Annotated in this window: 17 protein-coding genes and 1 tRNA gene; 14 read left to right on the top strand and 4 right to left on the bottom strand. The window is 58.7% G+C overall.

Going from position 1 to position 21919, the window contains the following annotated elements:
* The first annotated feature begins 1186 nt into the window (after positions 1-1186).
* From carA to ACZ5K9_RS11965, 6 genes are all read left to right on the top strand, one after another.
* Positions 1187-2365, top strand: a complete 1179-nt coding sequence (carA, locus tag ACZ5K9_RS11990; RefSeq protein ID WP_464271568.1) for a glutamine-hydrolyzing carbamoyl-phosphate synthase small subunit — start codon at positions 1187-1189, stop codon at positions 2363-2365.
* A gap of 25 nt (positions 2366-2390) precedes the next feature.
* Positions 2391-5609: a carbamoyl-phosphate synthase large subunit gene (gene carB, locus ACZ5K9_RS11985; protein WP_464271567.1), complete on the top strand. Its 3219-nt coding sequence runs from the start codon at positions 2391-2393 to the stop codon at positions 5607-5609.
* A gap of 198 nt (positions 5610-5807) precedes the next feature.
* Complete coding sequence (purF, locus tag ACZ5K9_RS11980) at positions 5808-7238, top strand: amidophosphoribosyltransferase (RefSeq protein WP_464271566.1); 1431 nt, start codon at positions 5808-5810, stop codon at positions 7236-7238.
* 64 nt (positions 7239-7302) lie between these two features.
* Positions 7303-8286: a KpsF/GutQ family sugar-phosphate isomerase gene (locus ACZ5K9_RS11975; RefSeq protein ID WP_464271565.1), complete on the top strand. Its 984-nt coding sequence runs from the start codon at positions 7303-7305 to the stop codon at positions 8284-8286.
* A 6-nt stretch (positions 8287-8292) separates the two neighbouring features.
* Positions 8293-9222, top strand: a complete 930-nt coding sequence (locus ACZ5K9_RS11970; RefSeq protein WP_464271564.1) for a hypothetical protein — start codon at positions 8293-8295, stop codon at positions 9220-9222.
* Positions 9204-11057: a M48 family metalloprotease gene (locus tag ACZ5K9_RS11965; RefSeq protein WP_464271563.1), complete on the top strand. Its 1854-nt coding sequence runs from the start codon at positions 9204-9206 to the stop codon at positions 11055-11057. Before ACZ5K9_RS11970 ends, ACZ5K9_RS11965 begins: the two co-directional genes overlap by 19 nt.
* A gap of 62 nt (positions 11058-11119) precedes the next feature.
* On the opposite strand, the gene ACZ5K9_RS11960 is transcribed toward ACZ5K9_RS11965, so the two are convergent.
* The gene (locus tag ACZ5K9_RS11960) at positions 11120-12331 is read right to left on the bottom strand and encodes a DUF2333 family protein (RefSeq protein ID WP_464271562.1); all 1212 of its coding nucleotides are present in this window, start codon (positions 12329-12331) and stop codon (positions 11120-11122) included.
* Between the two features lie 28 nt (positions 12332-12359).
* The gene (queD, locus tag ACZ5K9_RS11955) at positions 12360-12734 is read right to left on the bottom strand and encodes a 6-carboxytetrahydropterin synthase QueD (protein WP_464271561.1); all 375 of its coding nucleotides are present in this window, start codon (positions 12732-12734) and stop codon (positions 12360-12362) included.
* Positions 12735-12951: 217 nt separating this feature from the next.
* Here queD and ACZ5K9_RS11950 point away from each other — a divergent pair.
* The 6 genes from ACZ5K9_RS11950 (at position 12952) to ACZ5K9_RS11925 (ending at position 17120) form a co-directional block, all read left to right on the top strand.
* Positions 12952-13028, top strand: a tRNA-Met gene (locus ACZ5K9_RS11950).
* A gap of 175 nt (positions 13029-13203) precedes the next feature.
* Positions 13204-13491 carry an integration host factor subunit alpha gene (locus ACZ5K9_RS11945; RefSeq protein WP_464271560.1) on the top strand — a complete coding sequence of 96 codons (288 nt, stop codon included), beginning with the start codon at positions 13204-13206 and terminating at the stop codon, positions 13489-13491.
* 94 nt (positions 13492-13585) lie between these two features.
* Positions 13586-14650, top strand: coding sequence for an MlaE family lipid ABC transporter permease subunit (locus ACZ5K9_RS11940; protein ID WP_464271559.1), 1065 nt, complete (start codon positions 13586-13588; stop codon positions 14648-14650).
* Between the two features lie 48 nt (positions 14651-14698).
* Positions 14699-15478, top strand: a complete 780-nt coding sequence (locus tag ACZ5K9_RS11935; RefSeq protein WP_464271558.1) for an ABC transporter ATP-binding protein — start codon at positions 14699-14701, stop codon at positions 15476-15478.
* 11 nt (positions 15479-15489) lie between these two features.
* Complete coding sequence (locus tag ACZ5K9_RS11930) at positions 15490-16491, top strand: MlaD family protein (protein WP_464271557.1); 1002 nt, start codon at positions 15490-15492, stop codon at positions 16489-16491.
* Positions 16488-17120, top strand: coding sequence for an ABC-type transport auxiliary lipoprotein family protein (locus ACZ5K9_RS11925; protein ID WP_464271556.1), 633 nt, complete (start codon positions 16488-16490; stop codon positions 17118-17120). Before ACZ5K9_RS11930 ends, ACZ5K9_RS11925 begins: the two co-directional genes overlap by 4 nt.
* A 230-nt stretch (positions 17121-17350) precedes the next feature.
* Here ACZ5K9_RS11925 and dnaA read toward each other — a convergent pair whose 3' ends face one another.
* Entirely contained in the window at positions 17351-18715 is a 1365-nt protein-coding gene (gene dnaA / locus ACZ5K9_RS11920) for a chromosomal replication initiator protein DnaA (protein WP_464271555.1), read from the bottom strand.
* A 552-nt stretch (positions 18716-19267) separates the two neighbouring features.
* On the opposite strand from dnaA, the gene ACZ5K9_RS11915 reads away from it, so the two are divergent.
* On the top strand, positions 19268-19834 hold the full coding sequence (locus ACZ5K9_RS11915) for an HD domain-containing protein (protein ID WP_464271554.1): 567 nt from the start codon (positions 19268-19270) through the stop codon (positions 19832-19834).
* 224 nt (positions 19835-20058) lie between these two features.
* Positions 20059-21006, top strand: coding sequence for a D-alanine--D-alanine ligase family protein (locus ACZ5K9_RS11910; protein WP_464271553.1), 948 nt, complete (start codon positions 20059-20061; stop codon positions 21004-21006).
* On the opposite strand, the gene ACZ5K9_RS11905 is transcribed toward ACZ5K9_RS11910, so the two are convergent.
* Entirely contained in the window at positions 20958-21905 is a 948-nt protein-coding gene (locus ACZ5K9_RS11905; RefSeq protein WP_464271552.1) for an iron transporter, read from the bottom strand. The genes ACZ5K9_RS11910 and ACZ5K9_RS11905 overlap by 49 nt on opposite strands.
* Positions 21906-21919: the final 14 nt, after the last annotated feature.

Below are 21919 nucleotides of genomic sequence, written 5' to 3'. Positions count from 1 at the left end.
GAATGGCGCTATACCCTCCGGAAATCTTCCCAGCCCGGAGGATAACCGCCCCCCGAACGAAATGCGGGCGGCCACGGGGGGCCGCCCCTACACGGGTTCGATCCGCGTGGGCGTTCCCTGGCGTATGGGCCGCCCCTGAATGGCCGGCGGGCATGGGGGAACGACATCGTAGGGGCAGGCCCCTGTGCCTGCCCGCAAAAACCACCCGCGCAGGTCCCTGCCGTACCCCCCCTAACGGGTGTCCAACACCCGGATACGACAGTGTAGGGGCAAGCCCCTGTGCCTGCCCGCGAATGACGCTGTACCCGCCGGAAATCCGCCCCGCCCGGAGGATAACCGCCCCCCGAACGAAATGCGGGCGGCCACGGGGGGCCGCCCCTACAGGGCCGGTCGGGGAACGAGCCCTGGCGTATGGGCCGCCCCTGAATGGCCGGCGGGCATGGGGGAACGACATCGTCGGGGCAGGCCCCTGTGCCTGCCCTGAATCGGACGGGGCCATCGGCTCAGGGCCGCGCTGGCTGAGGGGGCGACCCTGGGGGGCGCGCCTACGATGCCGACAGTCCGTTGGATGTGGTTTGGCATAGAACTAAACCTCAATCCGCCGAATGAGACGGCCTGGGTCGACCTCTAGACGTCCCAATCGACACACCGGCCGGTTGGAAAACGAAGGAGCACGTTCCATGGCATGAAAGAGGATCCGAGATGACAGGATATGTTCGGTAAAAGGGTTTTATGAATAGACACAATCTTCCGGATCAACGGTAAGCCGCCTCTCCCTCTGCCGCTCGCCCCGGCCGTTCTTCAAAGACGTCCCCTCGGACGATCCTCGGTTTTCTTTTGCCGCACTCCCCAGGGTAAAAAACGTTTCGCCACACGGCATGAGTTTTTTCCAATCGCGGCGGCTTCGCCTCGCCGGGCATATTCACCAGATGTATCTTGTCAGCGGAAAATTTCTCGTTAGAATGGCACGATTTCGTATTCGGCCGGGATCCCGACAGTCCGGTTGAAAAGGCATCTTCACCCCCTCACGGGAAGGAAGACGGCATCCTTCGCAGGAGCCCACGCGGCCGCAGACCTCGCCGCCGGCGTGCCCCTCCCGGCTCGAAGACCCGGTCCGCCCCTCTCGGGAGATTTTCAAGGAGAATGCGACCCTGGTGTCGCTGTGGATTCAAAGAGAGACGTCACGATGAAGAAACCTTGGCAACGCCCCCCGGCCCTTCTCGTCTTGGAAGACGGCACCGTCTTTCGCGGCAGGGCTTTCGCCGCCGCCCAGCAAGGCCGTGTCCTGGGCGAGGTGGTCTTCAACACGGCCATGACCGGCTATCAGGAAATCCTGACCGATCCCTCCTACAAGGGGCAGATCGTGACCATGACCTATCCCCTGACGGGGACCTACGGGATCAACGACGAGGACATGGAGTCGGCGCGGATCCAGGTGGAAGCTTTCCTCGTCAAGGAGTATCAAGATTTTCCCAGCAATTGGCGCAGCCGCCGGTCCCTTGCGGAATTCTTAGAATCTCAAGGTGTTCTGGGCGTGGAAGGCATCGACACCCGTCGGCTCACCCGACATATCCGCGTCATCGGCGCCATGCGCGGCGTCATCGCCACCGATACGGACAACGTGCGGGAATTGCTCGAGCAGGTGCGGGCATTTCCCGGGCTGGTCGGAGTGGACATGGTCCGCAAGGTGAGCTGCTCAGCGCCGTATCGGTGGGAAAACGGCCCACGGCCGGATGCCGTCTGGAAGGAGAACCATCCGGGGTTTCGGGTGGCGGCTGTGGACTTTGGCGTCAAGTACAACATCCTGCGTAATCTGGAACGTTGCGGGTGCCAGATCCTCGTTTTCCCCGCGGGAACGCCTGCGCATGAGATTCTCGCCACCGAGCCGGACGGTATTTTTCTTTCCAACGGTCCCGGAGATCCGGCCGCCGTGAGCTACGGCATCGAGACCGTCCGGCGCCTGTTGGGTAAAAAACCCATGTTCGGCATTTGCCTGGGCCATCAGCTCATGGGCTTGGCCCTGGGCGGACGCACGTTCAAGCTCAAATTCGGGCACCGGGGAGCGAACCAGCCGGTCAAGGACCTGCGCACGGGCCGTGTGGAAGTGACAAGCCAAAACCATGGATTCTGCGTGGATGTGGCCTCCATGAAACACGTGCCGGTGCGCCCGACGCACATCAACCTGAATGACAACACCCTGGAAGGGATGGAACATTTGGAAATTCCGGCCTACAGCGTCCAATACCACCCGGAAGCAGCTCCCGGGCCCCACGACGCCACGTACCTGTTCGACCGCTTCATCGAACTCATGCGCCGCGACAAAGGCCTCAAACCCGACGACCTCCCTCATCCCCAAAAGCCCTAAACCCCGTTCACGGAGCTTCGCCCCTATGCCCAAGAGGACGGACATCCATAAGATTCTCATCATCGGATCGGGTCCCATCGTCATCAGTCAGGCCTGCGAGTTCGATTATTCGGGCACCCAAGCCTGCAAGGCCCTTCGGGAAGAAGGCTATGAGGTGGTCCTCGTCAACAGCAATCCTGCGACCATCATGACCGATCCTGAAATGGCCGACCGCACCTACATTGAACCCATCACCCCTGAAGCTGTGGCGAAAATCATCGCCAAAGAGCGGCCCGATGCATTACTCCCCACCCTGGGCGGCCAGACGGCCCTCAACACGGCCGTGCGTGTGGCAGAAATGGGGGTTCTCGAACGTTTCGGCGTGGAAATGATCGGCGCCCGCGTGGACGTCATCAAGAAGGCCGAAGATCGGCAGCTGTTCCGGGACGCCATGACCCGCATCGGGTTGCGCGTGCCCCGCAGCGGCATCGCTTACTCAGACAAGGATGTGCTCGACATTGCGGACGCCATCGGGTTTCCCATCATCGTGCGGCCGGCGTTCACCCTTGGGGGCACCGGCGGCGGCGTGGCCTACAACCGAGAGGAACTCCTGGAATTGGCCCGGGCCGGCCTGGATGCCAGCCTCATTCACCAGGTCATGCTGGAAGAATCCGTGCTGGGCTGGAAGGAGTTCGAACTGGAAGTCATGCGCGACCGCATGGACAATGTGGTCATTATCTGCTCCATCGAAAACATGGACCCCATGGGCGTCCATACGGGCGATTCCATTACGGTGGCCCCGGCCCAAACCCTGACGGACCGGGAATACCAAAAGATGCGCGATGCGGCCATCGCCATTCTCCGGGAGATCGGCGTGGAAACGGGGGGATCCAATGTCCAGTTCGCCATCAATCCCCAAAACGGGGAGATGGTCGTCATCGAGATGAACCCTCGGGTGTCCCGCTCTTCGGCCCTGGCATCCAAAGCCACCGGGTTTCCCATCGCCAAGATCGCGGCGAAACTCGCCGTGGGCTATTCCCTGGACGAATTGGCCAACGACATCACCCGGGAAACCAAGGCCTCCTTCGAGCCGACCATCGATTATGTGGTGGTCAAGATCCCCCGGTTCACGTTCGAAAAATTCCCCGAAACGGAGGACCTTCTCACCACGTCCATGAAGTCTGTGGGAGAAACCATGGCCATCGGCCGCACCTTTAAGGAGGCGTTGCAGAAAGCGGTGCGATCTTTGGAAATCGGCCGCTACGGCTTTTCCGATCCGCCGCGGGAAAGCGGCCTGGACCATAGGGAAACGCTGCGCCAGGCCCTGAGACGGCCGAATTCCAAGAGGCTTTTCCAAATCGCGGAAGCCTTCAAGCTGGGGTTCTCGGTGGATGAGGTCTATGCGCTGACGGCCATTGATCCATGGTTTTTGGAACACATTCGAGAAATCGTGGATATGGAAGAAGCCGTCCGCAAAGAAAACCTCACGGCGGACCCTGAGGGACTGCGTCTGGCCAAAAGCTGGGGTTTTTCCGATCGGCGGCTCGCCGAATTGTTGGGATCAGACGAAGAGACTGTCCGGAACCATCGCCTGACCCAGGGGATCCGTCCGGTGTACAAGCTTGTGGATACGTGTGCGGCGGAATTTGAGGCTTATACGCCTTATTTTTATTCGACCTACGAGGAAGAGGACGAGTCTCGCCCCTCAGATCACCCAAAGGTGATGATCCTCGGCGGAGGTCCCAACCGCATCGGACAAGGCATCGAGTTCGACTACTGCTGTGTCCACGCGTCGTTTGCCCTGAAGGAACTGGGCATCGAATCCATCATGGTCAATTCCAACCCGGAAACCGTGTCCACAGACTACGACACATCGGACAAACTCTACTTCGAACCGCTCACTCGGGAAGACGTCCTCCACATCGTGGAGACGGAAAAACCTCAAGGGCTCATCGTTCAATTCGGTGGCCAGACCCCGCTCAATCTGGCCGTGCCGCTGGAACGTGCCGGGGCGCCCATCATCGGCACCTCGCCGGATGCCATCGATCTTGCCGAAGATCGCAAACGCTTTCAAGAACTGCTCCACAAGCTTGGACTCAAACAGCCGGAAAACGCCACGGCCCGCACGGCCGACGAGGCGGCGGAGGCGGCCCGTCGGATCGGCTACCCGGTGGTGGTGCGCCCCTCTTATGTTCTGGGCGGTCGGGCCATGGAGATTGTCTACGACGAGCCGACACTGCGGCGCTTCGTGGAAGTGGCGGCCTCGGTGTCTCCGGGTCACCCCATCCTCATTGACAAGTTTTTGGAAGACGCCATGGAACTGGACGTGGATGCCGTCTGTGACGGGCAAATCACCGTCATCGGAGGCATCATGGAACACATCGAAGCTGCAGGGATCCATTCGGGAGACAGCGCCTGCGTTCTTCCCCCGGTCCACCTGACCCCGGACCAGCTGGAAGAGATCAAGCGGCAAACCCGACTGTTGGCCCACGGGCTCAACGTCGTGGGATTGATGAACGTTCAGTTCGCCATTCAGAACGAGACCATCTACGTCCTGGAAGTCAATCCCCGCGCGTCGAGGACGGTGCCTTTTGTGAGCAAAGCCACCGGCGTCCCCCTGGCCAAAATCGCCACCAAGGTCATGCTGGGACACAAATTGCGGGATCTCGGTTTCGATCGGGAAAGAGAACCCCGCCATGTGTCGGTCAAAGAGTCTGTTTTCCCCTTTTCTCGATTTCCCGGCGTGGATATCCTTTTGGGTCCGGAGATGAAGTCCACCGGGGAGGTCATGGGCATCGACAGAGATTTCGGGTTGGCCTACGCCAAAGCCCAGATGGCGGCAGGCTATAGTCTGCCCCTGGAAGGAACGGTTTTTGTGAGCGTCCACGATAAAGACAAGGAGGCCGTGGTGCCTATCGCCCGGGAGTTTCACGACATGGGCTTTTCCCTCCTCGCTACGGCGGGCACCCGAAAACTCCTCACCGAACGGGGCGTCCCGGCCAAGAGAGTCTATAAGCTGGCGGAAGGACGCCCCCATGTGCTGGACTACATCAAGAACCGCGATGTGCAGTTGGTGATCAACACCAGTTTCGGGCCCAAAACCTATTCGGATGCCTATCGGATTCGGCGCGCCACGCTCTTTTATAATCTCCCCTACGCGACGACGATCGCCGGCGCCAAGGCCATGGCCAAGGCCGTGGCGGCACTCCGCAAGGGGGAATGGGACGTGCGGGCCATCCAAGATTATCTGGGGGAAGCGCCATGAGCCTGCGCCCCGTGGACGGCATGGAACGTGAGCGCCCTGGCGCCGACGCTCGAGACGTCACTTTGAGAACACCATGGAAAAATGCCTGGACCGACCTTCGCGGGCATTCCGAAAAGCCACGATCCCGGGATCACGGCTGAAGCCGCCCGTCAGCCCCACGGCGACGGGCAGCCGCCGTTGGGATTTCAAGGACATGAAATGAACCGTGACAAGACACCCCTCCACAGGTTGCCCTACCACCCCAGCCGACGCGAGGAATGCGGTGTCTTCGGGGTTTTCGGCCACCCTGAAGCCGCCAAGCTGGCCTATTTCGGCCTTTACGCGCTCCAGCACCGAGGTCAGGAAAGTGCGGGAATCACCACATCGGACGGATGCCACATCTATGAATCCAAGCACATGGGTCTGGTCTCCGAGGTGTTCAAGGAAGAGACTTTAAAAGGTCTCAAGGGGCATCTCGCCATCGGCCACGTGCGCTATTCCACCACAGGATCGTCACGGCTGGCCAACGCCCAGCCCTTCGTGGTGCTTCACAAGAGCGAATACTACGGCATCGCCCACAACGGAAACCTGGTGAATGCGGCGCGGCTTCGTCGGGAATTGGAAAGGGAAGGGACGATTTTCCAATCCACCATGGACACGGAAGTCATCGTGCACCTCATGGTCCGCGGGCTCCGTTACGGTCTGGAGGAAGCCCTGGCGGAGGCCTTGGCGAAGGTGGAAGGGGCCTATTCCTTGGTCCTGTGCACCCGTGACACGCTCATCGGGGCGCGGGACCCCCGGGGCTTCCGCCCACTATGTCTGGGGCAACTGGACGGCAGTTACGTCCTGTCGTCGGAAACATGCGCCCTGGACCTCATCGAAGCCACCTACATCCGGGATGTGGAACCCGGGGAAATTGTCATCATCGACCGAAACGGGTTGCGATCCATCAAGCCCTTCTCCCCGGCGCCCACAGCCTATTGCATTTTCGAGTTCATCTATTTTGCCCGACCGGACAGCACCATTTTCGGGCAAAACGTCTATGGCTGCCGAAAGCGCCTCGGGCACCTCATGGCTTTGGAAAACAGGATCGAGGCCGATCTGGTCATGCCCTTCCCCGACTCCGGGACCTACGCCGCTCTCGGGTATTCGGAAGAATCCGGAATCCCTCTGGAAATGGGGGTGATCCGGAACCATTATGTGGGCCGCACCTTTATCCAGCCTTCACAGACCATGCGCGATTTTGGTGTGCGGATCAAACTGAACCCCGTGCGGGAGATTCTCAAGGACAAGCGGGTCATCATCGTGGAGGATTCCATCATTCGAGGCACCACCACCCGCACTCGGATCAAGACGCTTCGAGAAGCCGGAGCCAGGGAAGTGCACATGGTGGTGAGCTGCCCGCCCCACCGGCACCCGTGCCCATACGGTATCGACTTTTCCACCAAAGGAGAACTCATCGCCGCCCAGCACACGGTGGACGAAATCCGGACCTTCATCGGGTTGGATTCTTTGTCTTACCTGTCCTTGGAAGGGCTCCTGAAAGGGGCCGGGGCGTCCCCGGAGGCACATCCTTATTGCCTCGCGTGTTTTACCGGGGAGTATCCGGTGGCGTTTCAAGAAGAGGTGCGAAAGGACTGCTTTGAATAAGAGGCCATCGCGCGCAGCGAAATCCATCCCCGAACCGCCCTTGCGCAAAACCTCCAAGGGGTCTTTGAGCGCTCCAGATCTGGTGCGGATCGCCAAAGATGTTCTGCACATCGAGGCCGAAGGCCTGCTGACCCTCATGGAACATGTGGATGAGAGTTTTGCCAAAGCCGTGGAATGGATTTACGCCTCCAGCGGCCGTGTGATCGTCACCGGGGTGGGCAAATCGGGCATCGTCGGCCGGAAAATCGTGGCCACCCTGAGCAGCACGGGCACACCGGCACTTTTTCTCCATCCGGTGGAAGCCATGCATGGGGACCTCGGTATGGTGCGCGGGGAAGACATCGTCCTGGCCTTGTCCAACAGCGGCGAGACGGATGAGATCAATTTCATCCTCCCAAGCCTGAGAGCCATCGGGAGCAAGATTGTGGCCTTTACGGGAAACTTGCAATCCACCTTGGCACGACACAGCGATTTGGCCATTTTTACCGGCGTGCCGCGGGAAGCTTGTCCATTCAATCTGGCCCCTACGGCCAGTTCCACGGCGATGCTGGCCATGGGTGACGCCTTGGCCGTCGCTTTGATCAAGAAACGAGACTTCACCGTGGGCGATTTCCGGCGGTATCATCCCGGAGGTCAGTTGGGGCAGCGTTTGCAAAGCCTCGTGGTGGAAGTCATGCGCCGTGGGAAGGCCATCCCCATGGTTGCCCCGGAATGCCCGCTGAAAGAAGCCGTTCGCGTCATGTCCCAAAAAGGACTGGGCGCCACCGTCGTGGTCGACTCCCAACAACGGCTCACGGGCATCCTCACAGACGGCGATCTTCGAAGAGCCGTGGAGCGACACGCCTCCCTCGGCGACCTGAACGTGTCTCAGGTCATGAGCCCAAATCCCAAGGCGGTGGAACCGGATCGAAAGGTCGGGGAGGCGATCGAAATCATGGAAAAACATCTTGTCACGGTTCTTCCCGTCATCGACGCGGACCGCAGAATCGTGGGTATCCTCCACCTCCACGACCTCCTGGGAAAGGGACAGATCCGCTTTTCGCTATAGGAAAGGATGATGGCTCAATACCATTTGCGGGGCCTTTGGTGTCGCCTTTATATCCCTCCAGACCCGGATTCCCTGGATTGGTCGGCTTTTCTGCGCGCCACGGCCCCGTTTGTGGAGGGTTGGGTCGTGGACCCGCCCTTCTGGGGCGGGCCAAGCCGCGGAGTGCACCTCCAGGTCGGGGATATTGAACACCTTCCCGAACTGGTGGCGCGCCTCCCCGATTATCAACCCATGGCCGTGCGCATCACCGGTCGGGACCGGTCGGAAACCTGTGAAAACATTCAAAGGCTTGAAAGGCAACTGGAAAAGGACGTCCGATTCCCCCGCATTCTCTGGTTGGACACGCCGCTGTCCTATCACGGCAACCGGAACCTGCCCGCCGTATACCAGCAGTATGCCGTCCTGTCCCATCGGCCTTTCCTTTTGGAAAATGATCCCGACCGAGTCCGTCTTCTGAAGTCCTGGGGCCGGCACGTCAATCTGCGGACCAGCGTGGTGAAGACCTTGGCCCAAAACCCGCGCGTCATGGGCCTCATCCATCACGGGGCGCTCAAAAGGGTTTTCAACTATGCCAGGGCCGTGGTGAAGCGGCCGGATTTCGGGCTTTTGGACGGCGAGGAACGCACCTTCTTGGAATACCCAAGCACCACCGGTGTGGTGTCTTTGACGGCCAATGTGGTGCCTGTGCTGTGGCGAAAACTTCTGGATCGGAAAAGCCTGAGCGCTCGAGCTCACGACACCCACGGCTACATGGTGTTGATGAAAAGCCTCATGGAGGGCCTTGAGGCCATGGCCCCCGACCCACGGCTCGCCGTGCCCTGGGCCTTGCACCGCTTGGGTTTCCTCGAGCGCGGCCCGAACCTTCCCGCGGAACACGCGCAAAGACTTTCCCGATTCCTCGAACACTCCGGCGAGCAATGTACGGACAAATCCTAACGTTCATTGTGGCGCTTGCCCTCTTTTCCCTTCAGGAACCGGGGAATGAGACCCTGCGTCCGCCCGTGAAAACCCTGTCGTTGACGGTGCTGGTTTACGCCGCATTTTTCTTTTTGTGCGCCTGGCTTTTCGGCAGGTTGCGGGGAGCCCTGAAAAGAGGGGCCCCGCCGGAGTGGGTTTCCGCTCGGTTCTATAAGCTGCAAAATCATTTGAACATCCTGGCCCTGGGATTACTGGCCGTCCACGTCTTTGTGCTCAACATCAAAGACTTCTTCCAATGGATTCCGGGTTTTTCCCGTTCCACGGCGGTTTCGGGTTTGGTCGGACTCGCCCTCTATTTCCTTCATCTGGCCGCCATCTGGTTCTGGGCCCATGCCGTCCACCGACGCCTCACCGGGACAACCGCCACCCGTTGGACGTATGTCCGAGGACGATTCACCTTTTACACGGCCTTACTCTTCCCGTGGTTTTTTATTGCCGCGCTGCTGGATGCCCTCCAGTGGGTGCCTCTGCCCGGCATGTTCCGCTCAGAACCAGGGCAGATCGCGTTCCTCGGTATTGTCTTCGCCCTTTTCTTATGTCTTTCCCCGCCCGTGATCGTGCGCCTGTGGCAATGCCAACCTATCCCGCCATCGAGCCTCAAAGCGCACCTGGAAGATTTCTGCCGATCCCATGGATTCCGATTGGGCGGCCTGCTCCTCTGGCCCCTCGAAGGGGATAACCACTTTTCGGCGGCCATCCTCGGGATTCTGCCCCGGTTTCGATATATCCTCGTCACAAGAGGGCTCTTGGAACTCCTGAACCTGGAGGAGCTTCAAGGCGTGGTTGCCCATGAAATGGGGCATGTGAAGCGATTCCACGCCCTTTTTTATCTGTCCCTGTTTCTGGCGTATGCCTTCGTTTCTTATGCCTTTCACGATATTGTCCTCTTGGTCTTCCTCAAGCAAAATTGGGCGCTTCATTGGGCCATCTCCCACGACGTTCTCCTTCGCAACCTTTTCAGTCTCACCTACAGCATTCCGGTGCTGGCCCTGTTGATCATCTACTTCCGGTATGTCTTCGGTTATTTCATGCGGACCTGCGAACGCCAAGCCGATCTCTTCGCCCTCAAAACCCTCGGCAACCCGTATCCTCTGGTGTCGGCCTTGCGAAAGATCGCCATCCACAGCGGCCGCATTGAAGATCTCCCGAGCTGGCACCATTACAGCATCCGGGAACGCATGATGATGCTCCTGGCGGCGGCCGAAAACCCTGAGCTCATCTCCGGGCACGACCGCAAATTGCTCCGATCCGCCGCCGTGTTTTTTCTCCTCTTGGGATTTCTAACCCACGCGGCGGTGCAGTTTCGCCATTCCGACAAGGCCCAGGCATGGCGGCAGGAAATCCAGCTCCATATTCTGGAAGCCGAACTGCGACTGGACGAAAGAAGGCCGGAACTCTACCTCGCGTATAGCGCTCTGCTCATGCAGCGCCAACAGTACCACTCGGCTCGATTGATTCTGGAAAAGGGATTGCGCCTCGACCCAAAGCATCCGGCCATCCAAAACAACCTGGCATGGCTCTACGCCACGGCGCCGACCCCTGACCGTAACCCGGAGAGGGCTCTGGAATTGGCCCTTCAGGCCGCCGCCCAACAGCCGGACCCCTACGTTTTGGACACCCTCGCCGAAGCGTATTACGTCAACGGCCGATATGAAGAAGCCCTTGCGGCCATCCGCCGGGCGATCGCCCAGAAGCCGGAGAGGCTCTCTTATTACCTTGGCCAAGAGAGAAAAATTTTGGAGGCTTTGGAGCGGGCGGCGCCCCGGAGTCCCGGTTCGCCGCCTTCGGGATAGGCAATGAACTTTTGGGGAACAGTCTCCCAGAGCCCGCCGTCGTCGGGCTCACAGGCATCCGACTAGAACCGGCTCACAATGGTGATCAAGTGGGCCACTTCGGAGAGCGGCGCATTGAGATTCGCCCGGTGATTGGCCAGGAAGCCGTCCAGATCCCCGTCCAATACGATCCACGGTTCCATCTGCTCCGCCCGATACAGCTCATGGAGAATCTCATCCATGATGTCCACGGCATCCAAAGTGACGAGCTGCTCGTAAAATCCCACCCGTGCAACCCGCAAAATCTCATACATGACGTGGGCGACCCCTTTGGCGTAATAAAAGTAATCGTCCACATCAAACCAGCTCACCTTCCGGCCGTCGGGATATCGGTCGATGATGAGGCTCTTGTTGACGTTGCCGAGAAGATCTCCATAGGATTTCATCAGGGACATCAGGTTGTCCACACGGTAGTAGAAATTACGACGTCCTGTTTTCAGTTTTTCCAAAAACTTCTTTAAATGATCCACGGCTTCGCCATAAGACGTTTCCGCCGATGGAAACCAAAAGAGCGTCGCTTTGTTCATGAACAGGTTCAGCGCGTCTTCCAGGTCGCGATCGTACGTGTCGGCTTCGCCCATGCGGGTCAGGCTGTCCTTGAGGCGCAGCGTCGTGAACCGCATGGCCTCCAAGACACCCAGTTGGTAGTTGTTGATGTTGTCGGTAAATCGGCCCAAGATCAGATCGTTGGGACGCCACCCGAGAAAGCGACCCTTCAGCTCATAGTCCATCAAACGGATCATGGTCTCCACAAAGGTCACCCCAGGGGTCGGGGAAATTTCGGGGAGCACCACGCCGTGCTCCTCATGTCTTTCCTCCTCCGCATGTTCCGGCAAGGTGGGAGTGGGAAGTTCCACCTTGGCCCCGGGGACGGCCTCTTTCGCCCCAGGTTTGGATTCGGGTGCCAAGGGAGCGGCCGGGTGGGGAGCACCGGCTGTTCCCGGCTTTGGTTCGGCCTCCAGTCCCGTGGGCGATGACGAGGGGGGCTGTTCCTTCTCCTGGGAAGATGCCGGCCTTGGAGGCTGGGAACCTTCTGGGGCGGGCGCGGGCGTTTTGCCGGCGGATGGTTGAGACGACGCTGGAGACTCTTCCAAAGCGTGTCTCTGCAGAGCCCAGGAGTCGCCCGCACGGCCAAGAATCCCAACAATGCAGAAAACGCCCACGACGAGGACTCTCACGAGTCCGCTGGTCGCAAAGAACAAAGCTCCAGAGGGAAGTTGCGCACGTCGGCTCATGATTTGCTCCTTCTCTCTTTAAAGGCGGCTAGTGATCCCCGTAGTAGGTGGCACACGAATCCTTGGATTCCCATGCGGACACGCTGTGGACCCGGCGGTGCGGACCATTGACGACGGCCGCCAGAGTATCGAAAAGGAATCGGGCGATCAGCTCAGAAGAAGGGTTCCTGTCCTGGAAATAAGGGAGGTCGTTGAGGTACTGATGATCCAACTGCTGCAAGGCCTTTCGCAGCGCGTCTTTCACTTCCCCGAAATCCACGAGCACCCCGCTTTCTTCCAGTCGGTCTCCGCGCACCGTCACTTCCACTTTCCAGTTGTGACCGTGGAGGTTTTCACAGCGGCCTCGAAAATTGCGCAGATTATGGGCCGCTGCAAAATCCGCCATCACCTTGACTTCGTACATTTTTCCGCTTCTCCTCCAGGATGCCCAGGCCTTGCGTGGCCTTGCCGTTGGATGCGGCACACCCAAATGTGAACCGCCTTCAAGCGCTTGGCCCATTAAACTCAAGCCCTCTGTCTTTGTCAATCCACATCGGGAACACCGGCTCCGTGCGGCCCCCATCGCACAGTTTTTGCCTATTGACAGCCCCCAGGGAATTCTTTAGAAAGGGCCGGAAAACGGCGGTGTAGCTCAGTCGGTCAGAGCATGCGGCTCATATCCGCAGTGTCCGGGGTTCGAAGCCCTGCACCGCCACCATCTGGATCGGACAAATGGGGTCGAGGACGAAACCTCGGTCCCATTTTTCGTATTGAAATCCGATGGATGATTCTGTAAAGATCCTTTGGGGGAGGATGCCACATCCGGTTTTTGGTTGCGTGCGCCGGGACCATCCCAGCCCGCATCGCTCCACGCCCAAAGGAAAGGACAAGAGATGACCCTGACCAAAGCGCAGATCGTCGATAATCTCTTTGCAGAAAACGTCTTCACGAAGGCTGAATCCGCTCAGATTGTGGAAACCCTTTTTGAAATCATCAAACAGACCTTGGAAGACGGGGAAGACGTCCTCATCAGCGGTTTCGGTAAGTTCAGTGTCAAACAAAAGAATCAGCGTCGGGGTCGAAACCCGCAAACCGGGGACCCCATCCTTCTGCCGCCCCGCCGGGTCGTGACCTTCAAGTGTTCCGGTGTGCTGCGGGATCGAATCAACCACGGCGGATGAACCGCATGCCTGTCTTCATTTCATCATGACGGTCTTTCAAATTCATAGGGACGACGGGGGGGCGGGCCGCGTCACGTGGGCACCGGCCGGCCCCTTGACCCTGAAGACCGTTGCCCACCACTGGATCACCTCGCACAATCTCTTGTCGGACCCTTCGGTCAGGCATCTTGCGGTTGACTTATCTCAGATCACCGCTGTGGACAGCGCGGGTGTGGTTTTGGTGAAAAGCCTTCGGGATCGGTGTGCCGATGGGGCCATCGGCTTCGAGCTCTCAGCTGTTCCTGAGCACTTTCGGGCTTTTTTCGCCTTCGGGGGTCTGGATCGCCCCCGTCACCTCCGTCCCTCCGCCGAGCCGAGGCCACGGGATGGATGGGTGGAGCGTTTGGGCCGCCTTAGCTTACAATTTTTGGGGGATGTCCGGGAATTCATCCACTTTATCGGCAGTGTCACCGTGGCCTTCGCCCCCTGCTGCCTTCACCCGAAGCGGTTTCGCCTTAAGGAAGTCCTCTACTATGTGCAACGGTCGGGATCGGAAGCCATGCCCATTGTGTTCCTGGTGAGTTTCCTTATGGGCCTGATCATGGCTTTCCAAGCCGCCGTTCAGCTCAGGCAGTTCGGTGCCAACATTTTCGTGGCGGATCTGGTCAGCTTGGCCCTCACCCGGGAACTCGGCCCTCTCATGACCGCCATTATCCTCGCCGGCCGCTCCGCAGCGGCCTTCGCCGCCGAGATCGGCACCATGAAAGTCAACGAGGAAGTGGATGCTTTGACGGTCATGGGCTTCAACGTCACCGAGTTTCTTGTGATGCCCAAGGTGAATGCCCTGGCCCTCTGCGGCCCGTTACTCACCGTGTTCGCCAATGCCTCGGGCATCTTTGGCGGGTTGGTTGTGGGGACCCTCGGCTTGGAGCTCACCCCTGGCAGTTTTCTCCAGGAAGTCGGCCAGATTCTCACGCCCACGGACGTGCTTTCAGGGTTGGCCAAAAGCGTTGCTTTTTCCATTCTGGTGGCCCTCGTGGGCTGCCTGCGCGGGCTGCAAACGGAAAAATCGGCCGACAGTGTGGGCCGTATGACCACATCGGCCGTGGTGACGTCCATTTTCATGATCATTTTGGCCGATGCAGTCTTTACCGTCTTCTATCATGTTTTCGACATTTAGGCTGATTCTGAACCGATGAGCGACACGGCACATCCAGCAGGCGATGTGATGATTCAAACGGAAGGGCTGACCCTCGGCTACGGGGATCATCCCGTTCTCAAAAATGTCAGCTTTTCCGTTCACTCCGGGGAAATCGTGACTGTTTTGGGTGGGAGCGGCTGTGGGAAGAGTACCCTGCTGAAAGCCTTGATCGGTCTCATTCGACCCCTCAGCGGCTCAATCTGGATTCGGGGCCGTTCGATCACCGGCCGGGATCGTCAGGCGGCCTTGGCGGTCGTCCGCCGGGATATCGGCGTCTTGTTTCAATACGGCGCTCTGCTCGGCTCCCTTTCGGTGGCGGACAACGTGGCCATGCCTTTGGAAGAGTTCACCGATCTGCCACGGCCTTTCATTGAGGAACTCGTCCGCTTTAAGCTGGAAACGGTGGGTCTTGCCGACTACGCCCATTTCATGCCGGCGGATTTGAGCGGCGGGATGCGCAAAAGGGCAGCCTTGGCACGGGCCATGGCGCTGGACCCGCAAATCCTCATGTGCGACGAGCCCTCCGCCGGCCTGGACCCCATCACTGCCGCCGAATTGGACGAACTGCTCGTGGAGTGCAACCGGGCGCTGGGCATCACGATGCTTGTCATTACCCATGAATTGTCCAGCATTGAAACCATTGCCCACCGCTGCATCATGCTGGACAAATCGGCCCAGGGCGTCATCGCCATCGGGTCTCCAGGGGAACTCAAGCAGGAAAGCACAGACCCCAGGGTACGCGCGTTCTTTCACCGCCAACCGGCTTGGCTGCGCGGGGTGTCGCCTGGGGATACTGAACGCGGTTAAGGAGGATTGCCGTGGGTCGTCCCTTAAGTCCTTTTCGCATCGGCCTTTTCGTCATCTTGTGCGGAATTCTGGGCCTTGTGGCGATCATCTGGCTTGGTGCGTCTCACGTTCTCGAAGCCAAGGCCGTCTATGTCACCTACTTTGCCGAATCGGTCAAGGGCCTCCAGAAGGACGCCATCGTGAATTACCGAGGCGTCGCCGTTGGCCGCGTGGCCTCCATCGGGTTGGGGCCCGATGGGAGGCTCATTGAAGTCGTCATGCATCTCAGACCCGATTTTCCCATTGATCACAGCCTTGCCATTCGTCTCCGCGAGCAGGGCATCACAGGGCTGCGCTTTCTGGAAATCGACTCGGCCCCAGCGAACACCGACGAGGTCACCCCGAAAATCAGTTTTCATCCCCCGTATCCCGTGATCCGCTCGTATCCGTCGGAGATCCAGGAATTGAAAATGGCCTTGGAGAGCTTGTATGGGAAAATCCTGGCCATGGATCTGGAGGGCCTCACCGAGCAGTGGAAAAAAGTGGGCGCTTCGGTGGCCCAAATTGTCGGGGGCGAAGATGTTCCCTTGACGATTCAGAATATCCGCCAAAGCACGGAAGCTCTGGCGCGAGTGCTGGGGACCGTGGAATCGACTTTTTCAAAAGACGAACTGGAAACCCTCAAGGGGCACGCGCGTCGTGGCATGGAGAATTTTGCCAAAACGACGGCGCATCTTCAGCAGGTCACCGCATCCCAAGACTTCAAAGAGGGCGTCCGAGACTTGGGAGTCGGCTTGACGGCCGCACGGCAAACCGCGCAGACCCTTGCAGAATTGGTGGACGAAACCCATAAGGCCATGGTTCAATGGAAAACGCAAAGCCAAGAAAGCTTGGTTTTGCTGAATCAGAATCTTTATGCCCTAAAAACGCTCTTGGATCAGTTCACGGTGACCATCCGCACCGTGCGGGAAGAACCTCAAAAAATCCTGTTTCCCGGACGATCCCCCGACCCCTTTGAGAAACCGAAGCCATGAAAAGACTTTCTCTGCTCTGCGTCCTGATCTCGACGGCAGTGGCCGCCGGATGCGGCACGATCCTCCCCACGGCTGCCCCGCCTGTGTACTATCAAATCCGAATCCAGGAAGAGGCCCCAGCCTGCCTCACCGGAAAGGCCCAACCCCTGCGCGTCTGGCCGATGGATGCCATTCCCCCTTACGACCGCACGGAACTGATCCTCGTCAAGCCGCCCAACGTCGTGGAGCTTTCGTCTCGTCACCGCTGGATCGCATCGCCGGGCGAGATGACAGCCCAGGCCGTGGTGGAAGCAATGGCGCAAGCCAGGGTGTTTCCCCATGTGGACCGCCCGGGAAGTCCTGGGTTTGTTCCCGAGCTGCATCTGGGAGGCCGAATCCGAGAGTTCGCTTTTCGCATTGACGAAGGACGGAGGACAGCCCTGCTCGACGTGAGGGTCTTCGTCTGGCGGGAAGCCAAGCCGAAGAGACTCCTCTTCCAGAAAAACTATCGGATCGTCGAAACCGCCTCTGGGGACGCGTCGCCCGAAGAACTCACCCAAGCCATGAATCGGGCGGTGACCCGCTGGGCCGGGGAGCTCGTGAGCGACCTATGTCATGCGCCGCTGGACGCCGAAACCCAGAAGCCGTGACCGCCGGCACAGACGATAACGACGATTTACATCTCGGGCCAGCGCACGACGGCCCCCCCCGTCCCTTTCCGCCCACATCCACTCTTGGCCCGGAGTTTGGCCCGGAGACGGGTCTTCCCCGCCCCGGAAGCATTGCTTGTGGTGGTCCTGTAAGGTTTCGTCGGACGCCTGAAAAGATCCCCCCGGACGCGGACGCCGCCGGGTCCCAAGAACCGCCGCAGGAGAGCTGATCATTCGTCGAGACAGCGGGTTTCAATGCGGCGTGAGACGTGTTCCATGTGTTTTCTTATGGGACTGTCTTTCCGGCTCAGGGCCTGGTCCACTTTTTTAATGGCGTAAATCACCGTGCTGTGGCTTCGGCCGAAGGCTTGGGCAATCCCGTTGAGGGACTCCTTCGTGTATTTTCGGCACAAGTACATGGCCAACTGACGCGCCTCAGAAATGCGGCGGCTGCGCGCTTTGGACCGCAGGTCCTGTTCGTTCAAGCCGAAGCTTTTGCACACCGCGCTGGTCACGTGAGGAATGTCCAAGGTAGGGAGGTATTCCAAGATGGTTTGCGTCACATCTTGCGCCAAGCTCAAGGAAATGGGAATCCCCAAGATGCTGCTCTTGGCCATCAGCCCGACAAGGCAGCTTTCCAACTGCCGAACGTCGGTGGTGATGCGATCCGCCAGGAACTCCACGACTTCCATGGGCAGATTCACATTGTCGTAGGCCGCTTTGCGCCGAATGATCTCTTTGCGGGTTTCAAAGTCCGGCCGATCGATGGGGGCGACCAACAAACCTCCGAGCCGGGATCTCAATTCGCGATTCAGCTTGGGGATGTCTTTCGGGGAAGTCTTTCCCGTGCAGATGATTCGTCGGCCTCGATCCAGGAGTTCATCGAAGGTGTAAATGAGCTCATCTTGGATCTTGCGTTTTCCGCTGAAGAATTCCACTTTTTCCAACAACAGAACGTCGCACCCATCGCGGTAGACTCTCTTGAAATCCTCGATGCGGTCACGCTTCAAAGCCGACACCATTTCGTTGGTGAACTGCTCGGCCGTGACATAGCGGACCCGGATATTGGGGGCCTGGCGCATCAGGAAATTTCCCACCGCGTGGGTGAGATGGCTCTTGCCCAGCCCGGGATCCGCCATGAGGTAGACGGATTGGTGTTGAAACCCTTTCTGGGCCGTCATGGCCATACAGGTGGCATAGGCAAAGTGGTTGGAGCGCCCGACCACGAACTGATCGAAAGTGAACCGAGGATTGAAAGGGGAGCGCAACGGCTGCCCCATATCCAGAAAGGTGAGTTGGCCTACAGGGCGGTCCCTGAGGAGAGGATCGTCGTCCTCCTGCTCGATTTCCTGGGTCTGCGGGAGGATTTCAAACCGACACTGTTTCAATTGGGGAAAACGGTCCTGAGCCGCTTCAAGAATGCGGCGGGACAAATGGGTGCGGACCCAATCGGCGTGGAATTTGTTGCGACATCCCAAGGTGAGGCTGTGCCCGTCAAAGCGGACGAAGGTGAGGGTCGCCACATAAAAGTCGTATTGTCCTTTGGAAAGACCCTGCTTAAGCCTCTCACAGACGGCATCCCATTCATTCTGCATGGATAACGCCTCCCTGCACTACCGATCCACATTTCCGCCGAAAAAAGGGCACGCCCTCCGTCCAGAAAGCGTCACATGGGCGCGAATCCCCAAACGGCGAAAGGATAGAGGAACCCTTGTGAATGGAACGATCCGGAGTTGCCTCGGAAGCCGAAAGATTCCCAACACGAGCCGCAGGCATCGACAGGATTGGTGGATACCGTTTTTGGGGCTGCCGGTCAAAACCCGTCTTCGGCTATCTTTCATTGCGGCGCGAGGCCCGAGACGAGGAGAAACTTTCCGGCATATACAGATGTTATGAAGGGATCACTCGCAACTGGCTGATTCGCAAAACGATTACAAGCACCGAGTTTTCCCTCGCAATATCATTTTTTTGGGGTGAGCCCCCTTGGACAGTGTGACCTTGGGGTCCCTTCAGAACTCTTTCGATCTTCTCCTCTCATAAGATTTCTTCATTTTTCATCTTCCCCTTCGCACTCGAGTCCCACGTCTTGAATCTTCCACGAGTTGTGATAGGCTGAGGGCACCGTTGACGAGGAGAAGGGGGGCCGGTTGAAAATCCCGACCATGATTGAATGCTTAGATCTTTTTCGCACGGTGCGTGTTCCGGAGCACATCATCGCGCACAGCGTCCAAGTCGCCCGGTGCGCCATGGCTTTGGCGCATCATCTCAACATGAACAGCCACCGTCTCAACGAAGATCTGGTGTGTGCCGGCGCACTCCTGCACGACATCGCCAAAGACATCTCTCTGAAGACCGGAGAAAATCACGCGCATGTCGGCGCTGCCCTCCTGGAACGGTGGGGGTTCCGCGCTGTCGCCGCCATCGTGCGCGATCACATTTACCTGGACGAGCGCCTGCTGGAGGCGCCTTTTTCTGAGTCGGTCGTGGTCAACTACGCCGACAAGCGCGTCAAACATGATGAGATTGTCACCCTGGACGCGCGGTTTGCGGATCTGCTGGCCCGCTATGGAAACACCATCGAAAGAAAGACCCTTCTGAAGCGCCGTTGGGAACTTTATAAGGTTTTGGAACGAAAGCTCTTTGCCCACACGCCCATCCTCCCCGAAGATCTGGCTGATGAAACACGTAAGGTGATTTTTCCTGGGATTTTCTAGTCCACGACTGCCATGGGAACCCGATCGCCCATGAACGAAGCGATGGAAAAACCCCCTGTGGCACTGTTCACCGCCCGGTTCAGGGGCGAAGTCTTAACGGCTTTGAGTATCCAGGTCTTTTGGGTCGAGCGGACTTTCAGTCCATTTCAGGTGGATCGAATCTCTCGCCGTGTGTCCTTCAGGGGGTCCTACTCAAGTCAGAAAACCACAGCAGGGAGGGAAAAATGGCCCGGACGAAGTTGAGGGTGGCGCTTTTGGCAGGAGGCGTCTCCGCCGAAAGGGAAGTCTCCCTGAAAAGCGCCCAGCAAGTGTTCAATGCCTTGGATAAGGAAAAATACGACATTCTCCGCTACGATCCGCGGGACGATCTGCCACGCCTCGTCCAAGACGCCTCGCAAATCGATGTGGCACTGATCATCCTTCACGGTCGATTGGGCGAAGACGGCACCATCCAGGGTTTTCTGGATTCTTTGGGGATCCCGTATCAGGGCAGCGGCGTTCTTGGCAGCGCCGTGGCCATGAATAAGATCGTGAGCAAGCGACTTTATGAGCAGGATGGTTTACCCGTAGCTCCTTACCTCATCGCCGACCGAGCCAATCCGCCAAAACCCGGCGATATCGTCCGGGAGTTGGGCCTGCCTGTCGTCATTAAACCGGAGCACGAAGGTTCCAGCATTGGGCTGAGTATCGTCCGCGACCCGGAAGGTTTGCCCAGCGGCCTGGAGATGGCCTGGGCTTACGACCGGCGATGCTTGGTGGAAAAGTATATCGCCGGGATGGAGGTCACTGGAGGGGTTTTGGGAAACGACGATTTGACGGCCCTGCCGCTGGTGGAGATTGTTCCCGGCGAGCAATTTGAATTTTTTGACTACGAAGCCAAATACACACCGGGAGCGACCACGGAAATTTGCCCGGCACGGCTGTCGCCGGAGCTCACCCGCAAAGCTCAAGAACTCGCTCTCAGGGCGCACCGAGCGTTGTGTTGCCGTGGGTACAGCCGCACCGACATGATGGTCGATCGCGCAACAGAAGAGATCTATGTCTTGGAAACCAACACGATTCCGGGAATGACCCAAACCAGCCTCTTTCCCCAAGCGGCCGCAGCGGCGGGCATCTGTTTCCCTCAGCTGCTGGACCGACTGATCGCCTTGGCCCTCGAGGACAGGAAGTAGCTGGTCAGGGACAGCCCCCAGGTGATGCAGACAGCGGTGACGAGGCGGGGCATCCACAGCCAAAAAGGAGGCAGACCCAGCGGCAGAAAGAGCATGGGGTCTTCGACCATGGAATGATTCACCCCAATGGACAAATGAAGCAATTCCAGCTCGCGCGGGGACAAAGCCGTGTTCTTGGCTTCCTCGACAATGACGGCGCCACCGTAAGCCAAACCAAAGACCACGGCGGTCATCCACAACACCCCGACGCGATGGGACAACCCCATGACCTTGAGCACGGGGCTGACGGCCTTGACGATCCAGATGATCCAATGACGGGCCTTGGCCACTTCGAGCACGATCATGATGCCCATGATGATGACGAAAATTTTTAGGCAGAGCTTGGCCGTCGCCGTCGCCCAGGCCGCCGTCATGTCCAGAAACCCTGGCTCGATCACCCGCGGCACCTCATCGGCCCCGACGTCCTGCGGTGTGGTGCCGATGAGAAACTGGAGAACATAGACCGTGATCACAGCGGCGGAAATCCGAACGAGAACGGCTTTCCACGCCTTGATACCCGACCGGGACTGAATGATGGTCTCTTGGATCATGTTGTGGCAGATGAGGATGAAATTAGCCAAAAGGATCATTTCCCCCATGGTGAAGGGCAAAACCGACATGGCGGCGATGCCGCCATAGACACTGGTCAGCCCCCCCACAATGAGAGGCACGGCACCGATGGCCGGAAGGCCCAAATGGTGCATGAAGGGCTTGAGAAGGATGGTGATGGTGTCGAGCACTCCGGTCCAGGAAAGAATCGCGGTGCCGTAGGAGACGGGGACAACGATTTTGGCCATCCAAAGGAAACCCGAAACTCCTTTGAGGGCGCCTTGTTTGAGGATTTCCTTCGTCGTCTCCATGGTGCCGGTGCACG

It is taken from the genome of Desulfosoma profundi, from assembly GCF_055387865.1.
Note: the sequence above shows the minus strand (reverse complement) of the source record. Positions and strands in the feature narration are given on the sequence as shown.